Here is a 22,027-nt window from a genome sequence, read left to right as displayed (position 1 = left end):
TGATAAATCACAGAGCTTAATAACAATGCAGCGTATTATACGCTTCTTTATCACTAAGCTCTATAAGCTATCATTTTATTTGCTTGTTTATTAGCTAGTTAACATTCTGTAAGAATGTGGTGGAGACTAGGAGAGTCGAACTCCTGACCTCCTGCGTGCAAAGCAGGCGCTCTACCAACTAAGCTAAGTCCCCAGCTTAAGATCTAAAATATCTAATTCCCTGTACTCAATATTTAATTTTTCAATTAAATAATGTGTTCGTCAGAATGGTGGGTCTGACAAGACTTGAACTTGTGACCCCACGCTTATCAAGCGTGTGCTCTAACCAACTGAGCTACAGACCCTCAGATACTTCAATGAAGAACAACTTGTTGTGGATTCTTACCGATCGTCAATCTTTCGTTAAGGAGGTGATCCAGCCGCAGGTTCCCCTACGGCTACCTTGTTACGACTTCACCCCAGTCGTCGGCCACACCGTGGTAAGCGTCCTCCTTGCGGTTAGACTACCTACTTCTGGTGCAACAAACTCCCATGGTGTGACGGGCGGTGTGTACAAGGCCCGGGAACGTATTCACCGCGGCATTCTGATCCGCGATTACTAGCGATTCCGACTTCATGGAGTCGAGTTGCAGACTCCAATCCGGACTACGATCGGCTTTTTGAGATTAGCATCCTATCGCTAGGTAGCAACCCTTTGTACCGACCATTGTAGCACGTGTGTAGCCCTGGTCGTAAGGGCCATGATGACTTGACGTCGTCCCCGCCTTCCTCCAGTTTGTCACTGGCAGTATCCTTAAAGTTCCCACCCGAAGTGCTGGCAAATAAGGAAAAGGGTTGCGCTCGTTGCGGGACTTAACCCAACATCTCACGACACGAGCTGACGACAGCCATGCAGCACCTGTATGTAAGTTCCCGAAGGCACCAATCCATCTCTGGAAAGTTCTTACTATGTCAAGACCAGGTAAGGTTCTTCGCGTTGCATCGAATTAAACCACATGCTCCACCGCTTGTGCGGGCCCCCGTCAATTCATTTGAGTTTTAGTCTTGCGACCGTACTCCCCAGGCGGTCTACTTATCGCGTTAGCTGCGCCACTAAAGCCTCAAAGGCCCCAACGGCTAGTAGACATCGTTTACGGCATGGACTACCAGGGTATCTAATCCTGTTTGCTCCCCATGCTTTCGTACCTCAGCGTCAGTATTAGGCCAGATGGCTGCCTTCGCCATCGGTATTCCTCCAGATCTCTACGCATTTCACCGCTACACCTGGAATTCTACCATCCTCTCCCATACTCTAGCTTCCCAGTATCGAATGCAATTCCTAAGTTAAGCTCAGGGATTTCACATCCGACTTAAAAAGCCGCCTACGTACGCTTTACGCCCAGTAAATCCGATTAACGCTCGCACCCTCTGTATTACCGCGGCTGCTGGCACAGAGTTAGCCGGTGCTTATTCTGCGAGTAACGTCCACTATCTTTAGGTATTAACCAAAGTAGCCTCCTCCTCGCTTAAAGTGCTTTACAACCATAAGGCCTTCTTCACACACGCGGCATGGCTGGATCAGGGTTCCCCCCATTGTCCAATATTCCCCACTGCTGCCTCCCGTAGGAGTCTGGGCCGTGTCTCAGTCCCAGTGTGGCGGATCATCCTCTCAGACCCGCTACAGATCGTCGCCTTGGTAGGCCTTTACCCCACCAACTAGCTAATCCGACTTAGGCTCATCTATTAGCGCAAGGTCCGAAGATCCCCTGCTTTCCCCCGTAGGGCGTATGCGGTATTAGCGTCCCTTTCGAAACGTTGTCCCCCACTAATAGGCAGATTCCTAAGTATTACTCACCCGTCCGCCGCTAGGTCCAGTAGCAAGCTACCTTTCCCCGCTCGACTTGCATGTGTTAAGCCTGCCGCCAGCGTTCAATCTGAGCCATGATCAAACTCTTCAGTTTAAAATCAATAGTGCTTTATTCAAAACACCAAATCTTGGCTCATCAATTTTCTGACATTAATTTCTCAAATAAACTTCGAGTAATTTCTACCATCAATCAATGAAAATAATTTCGATCAATCAACCAGTAAAAATCCACACAAGTTGTTCTTCATATTCTCTTAATGATCTTCTTAATGCTTCGTCAGCATCAAGCTAGGTCGGCTATATTACTCTCTATCTCTAGAAAGTCAACATGTAATGAAAATTATTTTTAATCCTTCCTTCTAAAACCCAACTTAATCAATTCAATCAAGTTATTGTTTTATCAGAAGTTTTAATCTTCATCACCGCCGATGGATGTGCATTCTACAGCATTTCAGATACGACGCAACCCCTTTTTTTAAAGTTTTTTATTGCATGGGTATTTTTTCTACGAAAATCGTTAAAAAAATGTTTTTTTATCTATTTTTTAATCAATTTTAATTATTTTTTTCACAATTAAAGCATTTTTGTAATTTATTTTTCATTATCACTGCTGAAAATTTAGTCTACATTTTTTAATTTTCGATTAAAAAAGAAAAACCGCATCAATTTGATGCGGTAAATCCAATACTTTGTGAAGTTTTATATTTAACAGCCATTTCTTCATGTAAGTGTTGTAGTACAGCATTTACATTTTTAAATGGCTGAAAACATGCTTGGCGAACAATAACAGCAAAGTCTCCTGCACAAAGACGATTTAGTCCTTGTAGGTGTGCTTTGATTTGAACTTCGTCTATTTCAAGATTTAATTGTTGGCAAACATTTTCCAATAAAGCAAAACGCTGTGCATAGGTTAAGAAATCAAAGTGCATTTTAAAATCGAAACGACGTAAAGCAGCTTGGTCTAATTCTTCAAAACGGTTGGTCGTTGCAACAACAATGCCGTTAAAACTTTCCATTTGAACCAAGAACTCGTTTACTTGTGAAATTTCCCAAGATTTACTTGCTTGTCGTCGATCTTGTAATAAGCTATCGACTTCGTCTAACAATAATACCGCTTGCTGCTCTTCAGCTTCAGCAAAAGCTTGTGCTAAGTTTTGTTCAGTTTGCCCAACCCAAGGTGAAATTAAGTCAGAGCCTCTCTTGATCAGCAAAGGTTGATCAATGAATTCAGCCAACCAACGTGCAAATGCCGTTTTACCTGTACCTGATGCACCATATAAACATAAGCGACCAAAACCATGGCGTTGAATTCCTGTGGCAATGTCTTTTAGGTTAGAGGATGTATTGATATAGCTCAGGTCATAAAATTGTGGCAAAGCATTACTGTCTTGTAATTTAACTGCACGAAAACCTTGCGCCTTTAATGTATTTGAAATTAATTTCGTCATACTATTGGGTAACGCTAAATTGTCATTGTGCATTTTTGCCATTTTCGCAACTTTATAACTACGATTTAAAATCGCAGGTGAAAGCTGTTCGATATTTGAAAATGCTTCTTGATACATTCGGTCTAATTCATGACCGCATTGTTTAACAATAAAGTTCATACGTTGCTTTTTCGGCGGTACTTTTATTTCCAAGACCATATCAAAGCGACGAATAAATGCAGGATCAAGCTGATCAGAATTAGACACCCAAATGGTAGGTGTTTGGTTTTGCTCTAAAATACGATTTACCCAAGCCTTACGACTCTGGGCAGTACTTTTCATTCCCATTCCATTTTCAGTATCATTAAATACATCTTCAACTTCATCAAACATCAATAAAGCAGATTGGCTGTCAAAAATACATTGTGCTGCACGATAAGCACATAAACGTCCTGTTGCAGAAATGGCATCACCATCCGCATCTTCATAAGAAATTTCAAAAAGTTGTACCGCTAACTCAGCAGCTAAGACTTTACATAGCTGCGTTTTACCTGTACCTGAGCTTCCATAAAGGAAGATATTTACACCTTTTTGTTTGGTATTTTTGACTTGTTTTAAATAAGCCAACAATAAATTTAAATCTTTTTGTAGATGAGGATAATCTTGAATCGTAAGTTCAGCCCTATCACTTTTATTAATCGTACCCGTGAACAAATCCATCACATCATTGGCTTTAACCAGTAATTTATCCACCAATTGATTTGAGACTAAACTTAATTTAATACGTAAATAATTACGGTAATACTGCTGTAAACTGACTAAACCACTACGCTGTAATCGTCCTTGTGTAGAGAGTGCTTGACGAATTTCTTCATAAGGCACATCCAACACAATCGCTAACGCACGTAAGGTTTTAGACGCTGTTAACTCGCCTAATGTATCTGCAATATCATCTAAAAGTTGTTCACTATTGAGTAAAATCACAAAACCTAAAATCAGACTTTCAACATCATTTAAATCTAAAAGCTGTTGTAATAATTTAAGATTAAATTGTAATTCTTCACTAAATTGAAATGGCTGATTTAAATGCTGCTGTTCAATATTTTGATGAAGCTGTTTAAGTTCTTGATAGGCAGCTTGCTCGTTAAATTGATCATTTAACAGAGGTTCAGAAAAGCCCAACTGTTTTGCAATCCACTGATTATTAAAACAATTGTCTGAAATAAACTCTTTTGCACCACCTAATTCAACTAAAAAACGAAAAGCCCATAGCTTCGCCAATGGATGAATTTCAGTAAAACTCTCCATCTCACCTTGTTGCACATCATTGGCAAAAGGTTGATTTACATATTTATTCATATTTTCACTAACAATTTTTTAAATGTCAGTACGCGCGTCATTTTTCATTAAAACAACGTACCGAAAGCATTTATATTCTTTAAAAAGTTTTTAAATTTTTCACGCAATTTAAAGCGTTCAGTTTTATATGGTTTTATTGCAAACCAAAGTGCATAAGTACAGTTAACAACATGATTTTTCTCCCGAATATTCCAAATACAATTCTGCTGTTTTGGATCAAATAAATGGCGGGTTAAATCAAGATATTATGGTCATCCTGCAACCAGTTAAGTGTAAAGAGACTCTTGTCAAAGGCAACGTACAAGATGAATAAAGGTTAAATGTCAATTGAAATCATTATTGATCAAAGCCACAATGGCTGATTTGAGCGCTATATTAATTGCTCATTTTTCAAACTTCAAGTTTTTTCTGTATTCTCCATTTTCCGCTTTATAAGATCAAATCATCTATATTTAAACAAGCACTAAATATATTGCGTGATCTTTAAAAAATTTAAGGTTGAGTATCTCCTTACCACTCAGCGCTTAGTATTGGATTATGATTCTCTTTTTATGTTAAAAATAATAAAAACTTATGGGTTAAGTTAGATAAAAAGTTAAGGAAATAACAATGAAAAAAAAATTATTTTTAGTTTGTGCCTTCGGGATATGTATTCCTTCAATAGCACAAGCAAAACAAAATGTCTGTGTATTTGACCTTTTAGGTAAGGCTGGCGAATCATATAAAGTCATGGAAGAATGGGCTTTAGCTGCTAAAAATTGGGGGGCAGATATCAACCTCGTTGCTTACAAGTCAGAAGAACAAGCTGATAAAGATTTTAAAACGAATAAATGTGATGCTGTTGCGATGACCACAATGCGTTCGCGTGAATATAATAAGTTTGGTGGCTCTATTGATGCATTAGGAAGTGTTCCAAGCTATGCAATTGCCCAAAAAGCAATTGCCTATGCACTTGATAAACGTAATGATAAAAGACTCATTTCTGTTAAAAATGGTATCAAATATGAACTAGCGGGTATCAGTCCCTTGGGTATGGCTTATATTTTCGTTCGTGACCGCAAAATCGACTCATTTGAAAAAGCTAAAGGGGTTAAATTTGCTTATTTACATTATGATATAGCACAAAAAGCTGCGGTTGATCGTGTCGGCGCAATCGGGGTTCCTTCCGATTTATCAAATTTTGTCAAAAGATTTAATTCAGGTGAAGTTGACTCTGTACCTGCACCAGCATATGCCTTTAAACCCTTAGAAGTTTACAAAGGCTTAGGTACTAAAGGTGCCATGTTTACGTATCCCGTTATGCATGTCACAGCAGACATCATCATCAAAGCAGACCAATTTCCTAATAGTTTTGGTAGCCAATCACGTGCTTGGTCGCTCAAAAGATTGCCAAAAACATTTAAACTTATTGAGCGGCTAGAGGCTGAAATTCCCACAAAATATAAACTGAATATCTCAAAAGAAGATGAAATCAAATATCAAAAACTCTTACGCGAAGTCCGTATAGAACTGACAAAACAAGGCGTTTATGATGCAACCATGATGTCCGTTCTTAAGCGTGCACGTTGTACCGTAGAACGTACTAACTTTGAATGCTCATTGACTGATGAATAACCGTATCAGGACTGTATAATATGCACATTTTATTTACAGTCCTGTTGACTCCTAGCTGTCTGTCATAAAAAACGATTCGGCTTGTGAAAGATTCACTCTGCTTAATGTAGGAAAAAGAGGTTTTTGTTGTAATCAAACATAAACTGTTACGTTCAATTTATTCAGTATTTTAATACACAAATTATTTTTTATAAAATATTGCATAATATATAAATTCAAAAATACAATAAAATACAAAATCTTAAATAATTTAACTTAATTTTTTTTAACTGATTTACAATGAAAATTTAAATAATGCAATGATCTAAAATAGATAAAAAAATGGAGTAAAAGCTCTATTTTTTTTAAAAAAAGTTGATTAAGATTGCGTTTAAAAGAAACTCCAATTATGGACGTATAATTGACAAGGACCAAATTATGAAAAAAATAGCGCTCGCTGCAACAACAATCTTAGGTTTAACCGCTGCCAATGCAAATGCGGCTATCAATGTATGTGTATTTGATTTACTTGGTAAATCTGGTGAATCATTCCAAATGGCACAAGAATGGGCTTTAGCTGCAAAAGGTTGGGGAGCAGATGTGACTCTGATCCCTAAACAAGATGAAGCTGTTGCTGATAACGACTTTAAAGCAGGTAAATGTGACGGCGTATTCATGACAGCAATGCGTGCACGTCAATATAACAAATTTGTTGGTTCTATCGATTCTTTAGGTGGTGCGCCAAGTAATGCGATTGCACAAAAAGCGATTACTTTTGCTCTTGATGCGCGTAACGCAGGCAAAATGGTGTCGAATCTTGGTGGTAAAAAATATGAAGTTGCAGGTATTGCACCTTTAGGTTCTGCATTCATTTTTGTTCGTGACAAGAGCATTAACTCAATTGAAAAAGCAGCGGGTAAAAAATTCGCAGTTTTAGGCTATGACCAAGCACAAAAAGTTATGGTACAACGTGTTGGTGCACAAGCGGTTATTTCTGATATCTCTAACTTTGCTGCAAAATTCAATAACGGTCAAGTTGATATGATCGGTGCGCCAGCATATGCATATAAACCTTTAGAATTAAACAAAGGCTTAGGTGCAAATGGTGCAGTATTTAACTTCCCAGTGCTACAAATTACAGCTGACTTCTTAATTCGCCCAGAAAAATTCCCTGCAGGTTTTGGTCAAAAGTCTCGTGATTATTTCGTGAAGAACTTACCAAAGAGTTTTTCAATGATTAGTCGCTTAGAAGCATCTATCCCAGCGAAATATAAAGTAAACTTGACTGCTGATGATAAATTAAAATATCAAAAGCTCATGCGTGACGGACGTTTAGAATTAACAAAAATGGGCATCTATGATGCGAGCATGATGTCTGTATTGAAAAAAGCACGCTGCTCTGTCGATAAAGCAAACTTCGAGTGCTCTTTAGCAGGCGAATAATATTGATTTAAAAAGAAAAACCCAGAATTAATTCTGGGTTTTTTTTTAGCTTATAATTTGTCATTTAAGTCATTGTTGAGCAAATGCTTAACACTTAATCTTATATCAAGATGCCTGCGCAAGAATAAGACTCTTCACACAGCACCTATCAAAACAATAATTTAATCACGGAAAGGAAAATAAAATGAGTTGGTCTAAGACACTCTTAATTGCAGCAGGTTTATGTACTGCAATCTCCAGCGCCCAAGCCAAACAAGTGGTCTGTGTATTTGACTTAGTTGGAAAAAATGGTGACGTATTTAATCTCATGAAAGATTATCAGCTTGCCGCTAAAACATGGGGGGCTGACATTGAACTCAAAGTTAATCAAAACGAAGCCGTCATTGCAGAAGATTTCAAAGCAGGAAAATGTGATGGGATCAGTGTCACAGGCATGCGTGGTCGTCAATTTAATAATTTTACAGGTTCACTCGATGCAATTGGGGCTATTCCTGACTTAAATCTTGCGGTTAAAATTATGCAAGGTTTAAGTTCACCGAACTTTGCAAAATATATGACTAACGGTCAATATGAGGTTGTCGGGGTCATTCCTGTAGGTGATGCATTCTTGATGGTCAATGATCGTAATATCAATACTGTGGCGAAAGCCGCTGGTAAAAAAATTGCAGTTCTAGACTATGACCAAGCACAAAAAATCATGGTACAACAAGTGGGTGCCCAAGCGGTGAGTGCGGATGTTACCAACTTTGGTGCAAAGTTCAATAACGGACAGGTAGATATTATTGGTGCGCCTGCTGCGGTGTTTAAACCCTTAGAATTACATAAAGGTTTAGGCACGAAAGGTGCGATTGTGAACTACCCTATTTTACAAGTGACAGGTAATTTAATTATTCGCAAAGACAAATTCCCAGAAGGTTTTGGGCAAAAATCTCGTGATTGGGTCAAAGCGCAATTACCACGTGCTTTTGGCATTATCGGTAAAATGAAAGCAGATATTCCAGCAAAATATTGGATGCAAGTTCCAGCTGCCGATAAACCAGGCTATCAAAAACTAATGCGTGAATCTCGAATCAGCTTAACAAAGCAAGGGGTTTATAATAAGCAAATGATGAAACTTTTATGGCAGTTCCGTTGTAAAAATGACCCTAAAAACTTTGAATGCGCCCTTCAAGACGAGAACTATAAATAATTTAGAGTAAAAACCAACAATTTTACTCAGAATTGACTTTAAAGTTCACAGACTGACCATATATTAGGTATACTATATATGGTCTTTTTGTTTGTAAGACACAATCGAACTCGTTTGAGGAATATCCCCATGAATGCCCAAGCTCTTGAACTAACTGATAATGCAGCGAATAAAGTTCGTCAACTTCGTGATAGTGAAGGTAATCAAGAACTTATGTTACGTGTCTATGTCACTGGCGGCGGCTGTTCAGGATTTTCTTATGGCTTTAACTTTGCTGAAAGCATGAATGATGATGATGCTGAATTTAGTAATGGCGATGTTAAAATGTTGGTAGATTCACTCAGCTACCAGTATTTAGTCGGTTCAAAAGTCGATTATATTGAAGGTTTAGAAGGTTCTCGTTTTATTGTAGATAATCCAAATGCAACAACAACCTGTGGTTGCGGTTCTTCATTTTCAATCTAAGATTAAAACAGATTTTTAAAATGCCCTGAACTTCGAGGGCATTTTTATTGCAATTTATATCATCATTTAAGCCACAGTTTCTAAAATGTATCCGCTCAGTTCCTTGGCATTTTGCACAGGAATCCAGTGCGTCGCATCCATAATAATTTCTTTATACGGGGCATCGATATATTGATGATTGAGTTCCACACTTTTATAACCAATCGCAGCATCGTGTTTCCCCCAAATAAATAATGTGGGTACAGTCACAGCTTTGAGTAAGTTTTTATTGGAACTAAAGGGTATGCCTCGATACCAGTTTAATGCAGGGCTTAATCTTTTTTCAGTCACAATATCTTGTTGAAAGTCTTGTAACTGTTGTTCTGTCATGCCAGTATTTTTCAATAACCCCAAACCAATTTTTGGAAATTTTTCAAAGAGTAATTCAGGAATTTTAGGTAGTTGAAATAACCCCATATAATAGGATTTCAGTAGTTGATTACTCATTAACATGGAACGTATATAAGCTGCTTTATGCGGTACTGAAATAGTAATCAGATGCTTGATTTTTTCAGGATATCGCTGTGCCACATCCCAAGCCACCACTGCGCCCCAATCATGCCCCACCAAATAGACAGATTGTGCAATCAAATCAAGTAAAGCATTGACATCTTCAACCAATGCCGAACTACGATAATCACGGCGTTTGCTGGGTTGTGCCATTAAACTATAGCCTCTTTGGTTAACTGTAAAAGTACGATAACCTGCCTCATTTAAAATCTGGGCAGTTTCTTGCCAACTTTTATTTGTTTCAGGAAAACCGTGCAATAAAACAAAAATCTGTCCATCTAAAGGACCTGAGTCAATCACATCAAAATGCAGACCTTCACGTTGATATTCAGTTAAACGTTGTGTTTGTAAAGCCATACTTATACTCAATTCAATTTTTTATTGATATTGAGAGTTTATGGCACTTTTTTTAACAGCAGAATAGGACATACATCAGGCTAAATAGGTCGAGAATTGTTTAACAATTTCGACCTCATTTTATATTTTAAATTGAATGATAAGAGCGATTAAACCGTTGTGATCGTCCCTAAAACACGATAACCCTTTGCCCCTGTCACAGCAGGTAAATTACCACTAAGCTGTTGATCAAAACGCATTGCCAACCAAGCAAATGCTGTTGCCTCGACCCAAGTTGGGGACAATCCTAATGCCGATGTCGTTTGTACTGACCAATTGTGTTTACGTAAACGCCAACGTAATTGCTCAAGCAAATGTGAATTATAAGCTCCACCGCCACAGACATAGACTTCACCTGTATCTAAAGGTGAACGATAGATGGCTTTTTTAATTGCACGGGTTGTAAGTTTTAATAAAGTTGCTTGCACATTTTCAGGCGTATCTTCAAGTTCATCATATTCTAGATCATTCTTCCAGTCTGCGATCTGCTCATCTAGCCATTCTAAATTAAAGTCTTCACGTCCTGTACTTTTGGGTGGTTCTTTAGAGAAAAACTCATGTGCTTGTAAACGGTCTAATAAACTACGAATCGGTTGTCCATATGCGGCCCAATTGCCATTTTCGTCATAAGGTTGCCCTGTATAGCGATGGCACCATGCATCCATAAGAATATTCGCTGGTCCTGTGTCAAAACCATAAACTTCATCAGGCTGACCTGCAGGTAATAAACTCACATTGGCAATGCCGCCTAAATTTAAAATTACGCGATGAATCGTGGGATGTTGAAAAAGTGACTGATGAAAAGCAGGAACGAGTGGTGCACCCTGCCCACCTGCCGCCATATCACGGCGACGAAAATCTGAAATGACAGGAATTTGAGTGATTTCAGTAATAATATTGGGATCACCAATTTGCAAGGTAAAACCATGTTCAGGACGGTGACGAATGGTTTGCCCATGTGAACCAATGGCTTTAATCTTTGATTTATCTAAGTTGTTTTCTTGAATCAGTTGATTGATTGCCTGACCAATCATGGTAGCAAGCGCAACATCTGCTTTACCCATTCGATCTATTTCATTATCACTTGGTAAAGTCAGTGCCATCAATTCATCACGTAAATCGGGATCAAATGGCACTGTCAGAGTGGCATGGATATGTAGAGGATCGAATGAAGCGGCAACAAAATCGACGCCGTCCATGCTGGTTCCAGTCATTACGCCAATATAGATTGTTGTCATGAGAGATTCTTTGCCTGCATTTTGCTGAAAAAATGTTAGTATATCGCACAAATGAGATAACTGATGTATTGGATTTTGTGATGTCAAATTTCCTTCCTGCGGAAGAACAACTCGCCCTCATTCAACGAGGAACCCATGAAATTATTTCTGAAGAGGATCTATTAAAGAAACTCAAGGAAAATCGTCCTCTAAAAATTAAAGCAGGTTTTGATCCAACAGCACCTGATTTACATTTAGGACATACAGTTTTAATTAATAAACTAAAAACTTTCCAAGATTTAGGTCATGAAGTTACTTTTTTGATTGGTGACTATACCGCAATGATCGGTGACCCAACAGGAAAAAGTGCAACACGTCCACCATTGTCACGTGAACAAGTTTTAGAAAATGCAAAAACCTATCAAGAACAAGTCTTCAAAATTCTTGATCCAAATAAAACTAAAATCCGTTTTAACTCTGAATGGTTTGCTACAAAAACTGCTGCTGATTTAATTCAATTGGCATCACAACAAACTGTGGCACGTATGTTAGAACGTGATGATTTTACCAAACGTTATAGTAATCATCAGCCGATTGCGATTCATGAGTTTTTATACCCACTTGTTCAAGGCTATGATTCCATTGCGCTTGAAGCGGATGTAGAGCTTGGTGGTACAGACCAAACCTTTAATCTACTGATGGGTCGTACATTGCAAGGTCGTTATGACCAAGAAGCACAAGTGTGTATTACTGTGCCTATTCTTGAAGGTTTAGATGGCGTAAATAAAATGTCTAAATCTTTAGGTAATTATATCGGTGTATTTGATGCACCTGGTGCGATGTACCAAAAGGTATTGTCGATGCCTGACAGCCTGATTGAGCGTTATTTCGACCTTCTTAGCTTTAAATCTTTAGATGAAATTGCAATCTTACTTAAAGAAATTAAAGAAGGACGAAATCCACAAGAAGTGAAGAAAATTCTTGCACTTGAATTAGTAGAACGTTTTCACGGAAGCGACGCCGCTGAACATGCACATAAAGGTGCAGGTAACCTGATTACTGAAGGTGAATTACCTGAAGGTACACCTGAAATTACGATTTCACGTGCTGAGTTTGGTGGTGAAGTATCTATTATTTCAATTCTTCGTGCAGCAGGTTTAACCAAGAATTCAGCACAATCTAAGGATGCTGTTTCACGTGGAGCCGTTAAAGTAGATTGGCAAGCTGTAGATGCAAGTTATATGGTTAAAGAAAATGTCACTTTGATTATTCAAGCCAGTAAGAAAGCCATCGCAAAAGTGACTTTTGTCGATTAAAACAAATTCACTATTAGTAACAGCATTTTAAATAAAATCCCCAATAACAAAATATTGGGGATTTTTATTTCAAAGCATAAGATCACTACCGAGCATGTAGTGCATCATTTAACATTCAAACTTTATTCATCCATTAAAGAACATTCAAAGTTTGTCCGCTCAATCGTACAACGTGCTCTTTTTAAAACAGACATCATGGTTGGGTCATAAACACCCTGTTTGGTTAATTCTACTCGAGCATCTCGTACGATCATTTGATATTTTGTCGTCTGTTCCTTGGTTAAGGTTAATTTATATTTGTTCGGAATATCGCGTTCCGTTCGTTTTACATAATTTAATGTTCTTGGTAAATTTTTAACAAAAATTTCTCGTGAATTTACACCAAAACCTAAAGGAAATTTTTCAGGTCGTATCACCATCAGCATCGTCACATTAACCACAGGAAACATCACAACTGCCCCTTGCGCACCAAGACCTTTATGCATTTCAAAAGGTTTAAATAGGTAAGCCGGTGCGGCTGTCATATCCACTTGATTATTATTAAATTTAGCAACCAAATTAGATATTTCTGATGAAACTGGAACAGCTTTTATTTTTTTTAACATGTATCTTTGTGCTTCATCATAGCCCAAAAATGAAAATTTCTGTCCTTCTAAATCTTTGATTGGATCTTGAGGATTTTTAATTTTATTATATTTTACAAATAAATAAGCTGTCCCAATTTGGTCAATCCCCGCCACTTCAAAGGTATTTCCATTCACTTTAGAAATCATGCGCTTCGCATTTCTTTTATCCAAAGCGTACTTAATGGCTTTTTCAGCAATGGTAATATTAGGTACAGCGCCCAATGCATCAATAGAACCGGCAAATTTATTGTAATAACGTGCTCTTAACGATGTCAGATACACACCATCACATTTACCTGCTTTAAAAGCTGCATCTGCTTCTTCTTCCTTAGGATAAGGAATCAATTTAATATCCGCTCTAGCACTTTGGGATGCTAAAGCCCACTCCTCCATGCCTTTAAAAATATCCCCTGAACGTCCTTGCACATCAAAAACACACACTGTTTGTTTGGCTTGCACCAATGTTGAATTAAACAGAATGCATGATAGTAATGCCCCTAAATTTAATATTTTTATTTTAAACACAGTTTATTTTCTCCTTACTGCAGTTTTTATCCTATATATTTTAATATGATTTGTATCACAAAAAATTATTTTTATCTGCTTTTATATACAAAAGCAGTAGTTTATATTTACCCAAATAGATAAATTATCATGAATCACGCTATTATTTTGGTTCAAGTTAAATTATCTATTAAAATGGCATATCTATTTTCCAATATAGCTTTTATTCATGATTCAGTTAGAACAACTTTCTTTACGCCGCGGTGGACGTATTTTATTTCAAAAGGCATCCATGCAACTTCATCCAGGTTGGAAAATTGGTTTAACTGGGGTCAATGGTGCAGGTAAATCAACCTTATTTTCAGCATTATTAGGTGGAATCGAATCTGACAGTGGCAGCCTCACACGTCCAAATGTATGGACTGTGGCACACATGGCACAAGAAATTAAAGCTTTAGAGATGAAAGCAATTGATTTTGTGCTGTCGGGTGATGAAGAATATTGGGAAATTCAACACAAACTCAATGATCCTCAAAATTTAACTGATACTGAATTAGCACACTTATATAGTCGTTTTGACGAAATTCATGGTTACTCAGCACCATCAAAAGCATCACAATTGATGGCAGGTTTAGGTTTTTTTGAGCATCAATCTGAACGCTTAGTCTCAAGTTTCTCAGGTGGATGGCGGATGCGCCTCAATTTGGCACGTACGCTGATGAGTCGTTCCGATTTGCTGTTACTTGATGAGCCGACCAACCATTTGGATTTAGATGCAATTTTATGGTTAGAAGATTGGTTAAAAGCTTACGAAGGCACATTAATTTTAATTTCGCATGACCGAGACTTTTTAGACGCAATTACCGATCATATTTTACATATTGAAAATCAAGAATTAATTTTATATACAGGTAATTATTCTACTTTTGAAACAACCCGTGCAGAGCGTTTAGCGCAACAACAACAAGCTTTTGAAAAACAAGAAGAAGCCAAAGCACATTTACAAAAATTTATTGATCGATTTAAAGCCAAAGCCACCAAAGCACGCCAAGCACAAAGCCGAATAAAACAACTTGAGCGTATGCAAGAACTTGCACCTGCACATATCGACACGCCATTTACCTTCAGTTTTCGTGAACCAAGTAAAATGAGTTCACCTCTACTGACTTTAGAACACGCAGATGTCGGTTATGGCGATAAACTGATTATTACCAATGTTAATTTACAAATTACCCCAAGTAGTCGTATTGGCTTATTAGGGATGAATGGTGCAGGTAAATCGACCTTAATTAAATCGCTCGTAGGTGACTTAGCCTTACTTCAAGGCATTCGCAAACCTTCTGAATTACTCAATATTGGTTATTTTGCACAGCATCAAATGGATGCACTCGATGGCAATGCTAGCCCAATGTTGCAACTTGCCCGTATTGCTGACCCTAAAATCAGCGAAGCAACGCTACGCTCATTTTTAGGCAGCTTTGGTTTTAGCGGCGAACGTATGGATACTCCGAGTGAAAGCTTTTCAGGGGGTGAACGTGCACGTCTAGCATTAGCCCTGATTGTTTGGTTAAAACCGAATGTACTCATTCTCGATGAGCCAACCAACCATTTAGACTTAGATATGCGTCACGCACTCACCATGGCATTACAAGATTTTGAAGGTGCTGTCGTTTTAGTATCACACGAACGCCAACTGATCGCCTCCGTCTGTGATGAACTGATTTTGGTGCACAATGGTCAAAGCAAAGAATTTGATGGTGACTTACAAGACTATGCAACTTGGCTACGTCAAGCACGTGTTGAAATGATGAAAAAAGGTCAAGAACCTGTTACCCCATTACAATCTCAAGTCGAAGTAAAACCTCAAGTTTCTAAAGTCGATAAAGAAGCACAACGTAAGCTTGCCGCACAACGCCGTGAACAAACCCGCCCTATTCGCAAAAATATCGAAAAATTAGACACACAAATCAGTAAAATTCAGCCTCGTTTAGCTGAAATTGAGGAGTCTCTTGCGGATACAGCATTATATGATGCAAGCCGTAAAGATGATTTACTCAAACTCATGAGTGAACAAACTGAATTAAAAACTAAACTTGAACAAGCAGAAGAACAGATGCTTGAACTCATGATGGAACTCGAAGCGCTTGAGAGTTCTTTTGAAGAATAATGTTTGATCAAGAGAAAGTAATTTTGATATTACTTTCTCTGCCTCTTTTATCTCCCTTCTGGTTCTGCTGTTTCTGTCCGTGCTTATATTTTTTAATGATTATATTTCAAGCATGTAGACATTCTAAAAACCATAAAACTTAAATTATAACTTTTAGTTATAGCTTAATATTTACCGCGTGGAACATATTTAAAATACTGATATGTGATTTATTCTCTGTTTCAACTCCAACATCTTAGACAAGCTTCAAAAACTCATCTCTTTTAAATTTAAATTCATTTCCCCCTACAATATAAAACAAAGCTTATTTTTTTAAATTCAAAAATCCCAAATGAACGATCAACAAATGAAATTTAGAACTGAAAAATGAATATATTGATATTTTTTTCGATGATTTTACTTATTTTTGCGTATTTTAACCTGACAAATTAAAGTTATCCACAGCTTTATTTAAGATTTTTTAGGTTATTTTTCTTTATTTTTTATCAATAAAAGATCATTTGGATCTCTTAAGCATGATAAAAAGCACCTAAACATGCTATTTCAAGTGCCTTTATTCAAACATGAAACACGAAGTATAAAATTATGATTCAATATGATGTTCTGTTGTACAAAACCTGAGTTCAGTAATTTTCCAATCTTCTTGAAATGTCCATTTTTCCTGAATCACTGTACTTTCATCTTCTAAATAAATTTTTATTAAACATACTGTTTGATCACGATTAAACTCATAATCCTCACTTTGTACATTAGGTTTCTGTGGCTTCCACACGCCATTTTTTACAGCATGAGCAATCTTTTCATAGCGCGTAAAATTACTCTCCACACGCCCTTCTTGCTCATAAACCACCTTAAATTGCGCATCTTCATACTGCGCTAAAACCTCGTAGTTGCCTGTAAAAAAAGCATTCACCCAAATATCACGCGTATGTTCTAACTGATTATCCATAACTCTAGCCCCTTGTTTTATCTCATGTTGTCTAACAAGATAGTGGCATAGAAATAAGACATTTTGATAAAAAAATCATGAACGTACAAAGATTCTAAAAATAAATACAAAACAGCAAGAAAAATCCCCCTGAATACTCATATTCAGGGGGATCTAAACATATTGGGCTAGAAATTAATTAAGCATCAATATCTGCATTTAACGCATTTTCTTCAATAAATGCACGGCGTGGTTCAACGTCATCACCCATTAAACATGCAAACATACGATCAGCTTCAATCGCATCATCCACCGTCACTTGTAGCATATTACGGTTTTCAGGATCCATCGTGGTTTCCCAAAGTTGTTCCGCATTCATCTCACCTAAACCTTTATAACGTTGGATCATCATGCCACGGCGTGAGTCAGAAAGGATGTGCTGCCAAACTTGATGGAAATTTGACACATTAATTTTACGCTCACCTTTTTGTAAATATGCGCCATTTTCCAACAAAGCGAACCAACTTTTCGAGTTTTTCAACAAACGAATATATTCACTTGAGCCCAATAAACCTGCATCTAACAAATAGTGATGCGGTAAATTATGCACATAAATGGTGATACGCGGGAAATAAACAGTTGAGCGAATGCCTTCAGCATCTTCACGATCAAAACTTTCAATACTCAATTCAGGACGTAAACTTGGTTGTGCAGTTTCAATTCCCACACGAAGCTTCTCAGCCCAATCTTGTACATAGTTTTGATCTGTCGTTTGATCCAACTTAAATGCTTCTAAGCCGAGCAAACCATCTAATAATGTTGCAGGATAGCGCACTGTCAAACGATGCAAACTTTTTTGTGATGTTTGATAATCAGCAATTACATTTGCCAATGCTTCACCACGGATTGCAGGTGCATCTGCACTGATATGCAATTCTAATTCATCAATTGCATTTGAAATCAGGAAAGTCTCTAAAGCATCATTGTCTTTGATGTACTGTTCTTGCTTACCTTTTTTCAATTTATACAATGGTGGCTGTGCAATATAAATATGACCACGTTCCACCAATTCAGGCATTTGACGGAAGAAGAATGTCAATAAAAGCGTACGAATATGTGAACCATCCACGTCCGCATCGGTCATGATAATGATTTTGTGATAACGCAGCTTATCAGGATTGTATTCTTCACGTCCGATGCCACAGCCTAATGCTGTGATCAACGTACCTACTTCTTGTGAAGAAATCATTTTGTCAAAACGTGCACGTTCCACGTTCAGAATTTTACCCTTTAACGGCAAAATTGCTTGCATCTTACGGTTACGACCCTGTTTTGCAGAACCGCCCGCAGAGTCACCTTCGACCAAGTAAAGTTCAGACAATGCTGGATCTTTCTCTTGGCAATCTGCCAATTTACCTGGCAAACCTGCGATATCCAAAGCACTCTTGCGGCGTGTCATTTCACGTGCTTTACGTGCTGCATCACGCGCACGTGCTGCATCAATGATCTTACCTGCAATCGATTTAGCCGCCGCAGGATTTTCCAATAAATATTCAGAGAAGGATTTATTCATCGCCTGCTCAACCGCAGGTTTCACTTCGCTCGATACCAATTTTTCTTTGGTTTGTGATGAGAATTTTGGATCAGGCACTTTGACTGACACAATCGCAGTTAAACCTTCACGTGCATCATCACCTGTCACCGCAACTTTTTCTTTCTTGAGAATATTTTCATTTTCAAGGTATTGATTTAAGCCACGTGTTAACGCTGCACGGAAACCTGCTAAATGCGTACCGCCGTCTTTTTGTGGAATATTATTGGTAAAACAACGCACATTTTCCTGATAGCTGTCATTCCACTGCAAAGCCACTTCCACAGTGATGCCAGATTCAGCAATTTGTGAAGTGAAATGAAAAATATCATTGAGATGTGTTTTACCTTGATTAATATATTTTACAAATTCAGATAAACCACCTTCATAATCAAAAATGTGTTCAGCATGAATACGCTCGTCACGTAAAACAATGCGAACGCCCGCATTTAAGAAAGACAGTTCACGCAAACGACGCGCTAAAATATCAACATTAAAAATGGTTTGACTAAAAGTTTCAGCACTCGGCCAAAAACGTACAGTTGTTCCCGTAATCTCTGTATTACCAATCACTTTTAAAGGATAAACAGGATCACCATGTTTATACTCTTGTTGGTGAATATGTCCTGCACGATTAATGGTGAGTTCCAATTTACTCGATAAAGCATTTACAACCGAAACGCCTACACCATGCAAACCGCCCGATACTTTATAACTGTTATCATCAAACTTACCGCCTGCATGCAGAATCGTTAAAATAACTTCTGCCGCAGACACACCTTCTTCAGGGTGAATATCTGTTGGAATACCGCGTCCATTATCAGACACACTCACCGACTCATCTTCATGAATGGTGACGATAATCTCATCACAATGACCCGCTAAAGCTTCATCAATGGCGTTATCAACAACCTCAAACACCATATGATGCAAGCCTGAACCATCATCTGTATCACCAATATACATTCCAGGACGCTTACGGACTGCGTCTAGACCACGTAATACTTTGATACTAGAGGAATCATAAGCCTTTTCAGTGGTTGGATCTGTTTGAGAAGCGATTTGATCTTCTGAACTCATGGTTTCTCCCTAGTGAAAAATAGGTCTAAATGAATTAGCGTAAAATAAAAAATCATGGCGCAACACGTTGAACTTGACCGTTGTCAACATTGAATAATTGGTAGGAAATAGACAAATCATGTAAATGTTTTTTTACTGAATCTTGATCCAAAGTCGTCAAAAAAACCTGACTCCCAAGTTGGCTTAATCGTTCAATTAAACGCTGTTGTGCAGTTAAATCTAATTCTGCTGTCACATCATCTAATAATACCACAGTTTCCTTATTACAGGCATGTAACATGGCAATTTGTGACAGTTTTAATGCTATGATGAGCAACTTTTTTTGCCCTCTAGATAGCACTACATCAGCATCGCCTGTTGTGGTTTTTAAACGCAAATCAGCACGATGTGGGCCATACTCCGTATAGCGGCGCTCAACATCTTTTTGATGATATTGAATCAAGTCTTGTGCTAGTCCTTGCTCTACATGAAACCCTGCACTATAGTCCATTTCAATGCTTAAATTTGGCAACAATACAGCAAGATCTTCTGCCAAATAGGTTTTCCATTGCTCAACAATTTCCACGCGTTGTGAATGTAAAATCTCACCATATTCACTCAGCATTTTGTTCCACGGCTCAAGATCTTGTAAGCTGAGATTACGCTGCATTTTTAAGAGACTGTTGCGCTGTTTTAACGCCCGTGAATAATATTGCCATGCATGATAAAAATCAGGTTCCACGTGAAACATAAGCCAATCGAGTAACTGTCGCCTAGGTTTTGCCCCATGATCAATAATATCTGTGCTTAAAGGATCGATAAGTTGTAAAGGTAGAATCCTAGCCAACTGCCCTTGTGTTGCGACAGAGTCACCATTGACCTTAATCAGTTGCTCACCACTGAGTAATTTCTGCATTCCAATCTTTTCAGTCGCAGATTGAGCAAAGATCAACGCATCTGCAGTGTCATTTTGAATATAATGTTTTGGCATATGCGTTCGAAACGAACGCCCTGTCGCAAGCAAATGTATCGCCTCTAAAACAGAAGTCTTTCCTGAACCATTTTTGCCATAAAAGACATTAAACGGCTGCAACTCATGGAGTGCAACCGCTTTTAAATTTCGAACACGCTGTATATTAAGCCGTGTAATCTGCATGATCTTAAACGTTAGACCGAAGATTAAACACGCATCGGCATCACAACATAGGTTTGGTTGTCTTGGGTTGGATCTTGCACCAATACCGACTGATTTGCCTCAGTCATGGTCATTGACACATCATCACCATCTAACACACCTAATACCTCTAAGATATATTGTGCATTAAAAGACATTTCCATTGGAGTGTTGTTATATTGGATCGCTAAGTCTTCAACCGCCTCATCTTGCTCTGGGTTATTGGCACGCAATTGCAAAGAATCAGCATTGAAGTTTAAGAATACACCGCGTAATTTTTCATTACTTAAAATTGCCACACGCTGCAAAGATTGCTTAAACACATCATGTGCAATCAATACATTTTTATCACCACCACGTGGAATCACACGGCGATAATCAGGAAATTTCCCATCAATAAGTTTGGTCGTGAAGCGTACTGTAATGTCACCTTGTTCTTTATCACGACTCGGTGCTTGAATCGTCACATTGAGTAATTCACGTCCGATCAATAAAACCAGTTGATCATCTTCAATACTCAATAAACGTTGTAATTCTGCAACCGCTTTACGTGGCACAATCGCTTGTACCAACTGTGTTGCATTAGATTCAGCTAAGGTTTCACACATTGCCAAACGATGACCATCTGTAGTAACTGCACGCAATTGATTTTGATCAATTTCAAGCAATGTCCCTGTCAAATAGAAACGCACGTCTTGCACTGCCATTGCAAATGCCGTTTTTTCAAATAAACGTTTTAATTCACGTTCAGTCACTTGAACTTGTGTCCCTTGACTATTTTCATTAGCTAATAATGGATAGTCTTCAGCAGGTAAAGTCCCCAACACAAAACGGCTATTGCCTGATTTTAAAATACAACGCTGATCTTCAGTAATTTGTAAATCAATCAATGCTGCTGTCGGTAAAGACTTACAAATATCCATCAACTTACGCGCAGGAACAGTCGTTTGACCTGCTTGGATACATGCCCCTTCAGCAAGGGTGGTACTTGCGACCAATTCCACTTCCAAGTCAGAACCTGTAATGATTAATGCCTGCTCGGTCACTTGGATTTTAACGTTTGAAAGAATGTTTAAGGTATGACGGCGTTCAACAGCACCCACTACATTAGACAAAACATTGAGTAAGCTCTCTTTCGCGATTTTCAAACGCACTGTGGAATTCCTCTAAACACAAAT

14 protein-coding genes, 2 tRNA genes and 1 rRNA gene are annotated in these 22,027 nt (G+C 38.1%); 6 read left to right on the top strand and 11 right to left on the bottom strand.

Annotation, left to right across the window (positions count from 1 at the left end):
* Positions 1–117: 117 nt before the first annotated feature.
* From HUV91_RS16090 to HUV91_RS16075, 4 genes are all read right to left on the bottom strand, one after another.
* A tRNA-Ala gene (locus HUV91_RS16090) sits at positions 118–193 on the bottom strand.
* Between the two features lie 74 nt (positions 194–267).
* Positions 268–344: transfer RNA gene (locus tag HUV91_RS16085), tRNA-Ile, on the bottom strand.
* 59 nt (positions 345–403) lie between these two features.
* Positions 404–1,940 (bottom strand): 16S ribosomal RNA (locus tag HUV91_RS16080).
* 568 nt (positions 1,941–2,508) lie between these two features.
* Positions 2,509–4,632, bottom strand: coding sequence for an AAA family ATPase (locus HUV91_RS16075; protein ID WP_174494074.1), 2,124 nt, complete (start codon positions 4,630–4,632; stop codon positions 2,509–2,511).
* Between the two features lie 609 nt (positions 4,633–5,241).
* On the opposite strand from HUV91_RS16075, the gene HUV91_RS16070 reads away from it, so the two are divergent.
* The 4 genes from HUV91_RS16070 to erpA all read left to right on the top strand — a co-directional run bounded on the left by HUV91_RS16070 (position 5,242) and on the right by erpA (position 9,322).
* Complete coding sequence (locus HUV91_RS16070; RefSeq protein ID WP_130075109.1) at positions 5,242–6,246, top strand: putative solute-binding protein; 1,005 nt, start codon at positions 5,242–5,244, stop codon at positions 6,244–6,246.
* A gap of 417 nt (positions 6,247–6,663) precedes the next feature.
* Entirely contained in the window at positions 6,664–7,668 is a 1,005-nt protein-coding gene (locus tag HUV91_RS16065) for a putative solute-binding protein (RefSeq protein WP_130075110.1), read from the top strand.
* 184 nt (positions 7,669–7,852) lie between these two features.
* Positions 7,853–8,857: a putative solute-binding protein gene (locus HUV91_RS16060; RefSeq protein WP_174494073.1), complete on the top strand. Its 1,005-nt coding sequence runs from the start codon at positions 7,853–7,855 to the stop codon at positions 8,855–8,857.
* Positions 8,858–8,986: 129 nt separating this feature from the next.
* The gene (gene erpA, locus HUV91_RS16055) at positions 8,987–9,322 is read left to right on the top strand and encodes an iron-sulfur cluster insertion protein ErpA (protein WP_130075112.1); all 336 of its coding nucleotides are present in this window, start codon (positions 8,987–8,989) and stop codon (positions 9,320–9,322) included.
* A gap of 66 nt (positions 9,323–9,388) precedes the next feature.
* Here erpA and HUV91_RS16050 read toward each other — a convergent pair whose 3' ends face one another.
* Entirely contained in the window at positions 9,389–10,228 is an 840-nt protein-coding gene (locus HUV91_RS16050) for an alpha/beta fold hydrolase (RefSeq protein WP_228721889.1), read from the bottom strand.
* Positions 10,229–10,377: 149 nt separating this feature from the next.
* Positions 10,378–11,505: an anhydro-N-acetylmuramic acid kinase gene (locus tag HUV91_RS16045; protein WP_174494072.1), complete on the bottom strand. Its 1,128-nt coding sequence runs from the start codon at positions 11,503–11,505 to the stop codon at positions 10,378–10,380.
* An 80-nt stretch (positions 11,506–11,585) separates the two neighbouring features.
* Here HUV91_RS16045 and tyrS point away from each other — a divergent pair, with 80 nt between their 5' ends.
* Positions 11,586–12,800, top strand: a complete 1,215-nt coding sequence (gene tyrS / locus HUV91_RS16040) for a tyrosine--tRNA ligase (RefSeq protein WP_174494071.1) — start codon at positions 11,586–11,588, stop codon at positions 12,798–12,800.
* Between the two features lie 122 nt (positions 12,801–12,922).
* On the opposite strand, the gene HUV91_RS16035 is transcribed toward tyrS, so the two are convergent.
* Positions 12,923–13,951 carry a putative solute-binding protein gene (locus tag HUV91_RS16035; RefSeq protein WP_416377024.1) on the bottom strand — a complete coding sequence of 343 codons (1,029 nt, stop codon included), beginning with the start codon at positions 13,949–13,951 and terminating at the stop codon, positions 12,923–12,925.
* Positions 13,952–14,159: 208 nt separating this feature from the next.
* On the opposite strand from HUV91_RS16035, the gene HUV91_RS16030 reads away from it, so the two are divergent.
* Positions 14,160–16,097 carry an ATP-binding cassette domain-containing protein gene (locus tag HUV91_RS16030; RefSeq protein ID WP_174494070.1) on the top strand — a complete coding sequence of 646 codons (1,938 nt, stop codon included), beginning with the start codon at positions 14,160–14,162 and terminating at the stop codon, positions 16,095–16,097.
* Positions 16,098–16,680: 583 nt separating this feature from the next.
* Here HUV91_RS16030 and HUV91_RS16025 read toward each other — a convergent pair.
* The 4 genes from HUV91_RS16025 to dnaN all read right to left on the bottom strand — a co-directional run bounded on the left by HUV91_RS16025 (position 16,681) and on the right by dnaN (position 22,003).
* Positions 16,681–17,046, bottom strand: coding sequence for a hypothetical protein (locus tag HUV91_RS16025; protein WP_174494069.1), 366 nt, complete (start codon positions 17,044–17,046; stop codon positions 16,681–16,683).
* A gap of 178 nt (positions 17,047–17,224) precedes the next feature.
* Positions 17,225–19,696 carry a DNA topoisomerase (ATP-hydrolyzing) subunit B gene (gyrB, locus tag HUV91_RS16020; RefSeq protein WP_174494068.1) on the bottom strand — a complete coding sequence of 824 codons (2,472 nt, stop codon included), beginning with the start codon at positions 19,694–19,696 and terminating at the stop codon, positions 17,225–17,227.
* 52 nt (positions 19,697–19,748) lie between these two features.
* Positions 19,749–20,831: a DNA replication/repair protein RecF gene (gene recF, locus HUV91_RS16015; RefSeq protein WP_174494067.1), complete on the bottom strand. Its 1,083-nt coding sequence runs from the start codon at positions 20,829–20,831 to the stop codon at positions 19,749–19,751.
* Positions 20,832–20,854: 23 nt separating this feature from the next.
* Entirely contained in the window at positions 20,855–22,003 is a 1,149-nt protein-coding gene (gene dnaN / locus HUV91_RS16010; RefSeq protein ID WP_130075119.1) for a DNA polymerase III subunit beta, read from the bottom strand.
* Positions 22,004–22,027 lie beyond the last annotated feature (24 nt).

The organism is Acinetobacter sp. Marseille-Q1623, from assembly GCF_902809895.1.
Classification (GTDB): Bacteria; Pseudomonadota; Gammaproteobacteria; order Pseudomonadales; family Moraxellaceae; genus Acinetobacter; species Acinetobacter piscicola_A.
Note: the sequence above shows the minus strand (reverse complement) of the source record. Positions and strands in the feature narration are given on the sequence as shown.

What these genes read in the sequence shown, in the direction of transcription:
- HUV91_RS16065 (WP_130075110.1), top strand. Translation starts at nt 6,664, where the DNA reads ATGAAAAAAATAGCGCTCGCTGCAACAACAATCTTAGGTTTAACCGCT.
- recF (WP_174494067.1), bottom strand. Translation starts at nt 20,831, where the DNA reads ATGCAGATTACACGGCTTAATATACAGCGTGTTCGAAATTTAAAAGCG.
- HUV91_RS16045 (WP_174494072.1), bottom strand. Translation starts at nt 11,505, where the DNA reads ATGACAACAATCTATATTGGCGTAATGACTGGAACCAGCATGGACGGC.
- HUV91_RS16060 (WP_174494073.1), top strand. Translation starts at nt 7,853, where the DNA reads ATGAGTTGGTCTAAGACACTCTTAATTGCAGCAGGTTTATGTACTGCA.
- HUV91_RS16025 (WP_174494069.1), bottom strand. Translation starts at nt 17,046, where the DNA reads ATGGATAATCAGTTAGAACATACGCGTGATATTTGGGTGAATGCTTTT.
- gyrB (WP_174494068.1), bottom strand. Translation starts at nt 19,696, where the DNA reads ATGAGTTCAGAAGATCAAATCGCTTCTCAAACAGATCCAACCACTGAA.
- tyrS (WP_174494071.1), top strand. Translation starts at nt 11,586, where the DNA reads ATGTCAAATTTCCTTCCTGCGGAAGAACAACTCGCCCTCATTCAACGA.
- erpA (WP_130075112.1), top strand. Translation starts at nt 8,987, where the DNA reads ATGAATGCCCAAGCTCTTGAACTAACTGATAATGCAGCGAATAAAGTT.
- HUV91_RS16030 (WP_174494070.1), top strand. Translation starts at nt 14,160, where the DNA reads ATGATTCAGTTAGAACAACTTTCTTTACGCCGCGGTGGACGTATTTTA.
- HUV91_RS16070 (WP_130075109.1), top strand. Translation starts at nt 5,242, where the DNA reads ATGAAAAAAAAATTATTTTTAGTTTGTGCCTTCGGGATATGTATTCCT.
- HUV91_RS16050 (WP_228721889.1), bottom strand. Translation starts at nt 10,228, where the DNA reads ATGGCTTTACAAACACAACGTTTAACTGAATATCAACGTGAAGGTCTG.
- HUV91_RS16075 (WP_174494074.1), bottom strand. Translation starts at nt 4,632, where the DNA reads ATGAATAAATATGTAAATCAACCTTTTGCCAATGATGTGCAACAAGGT.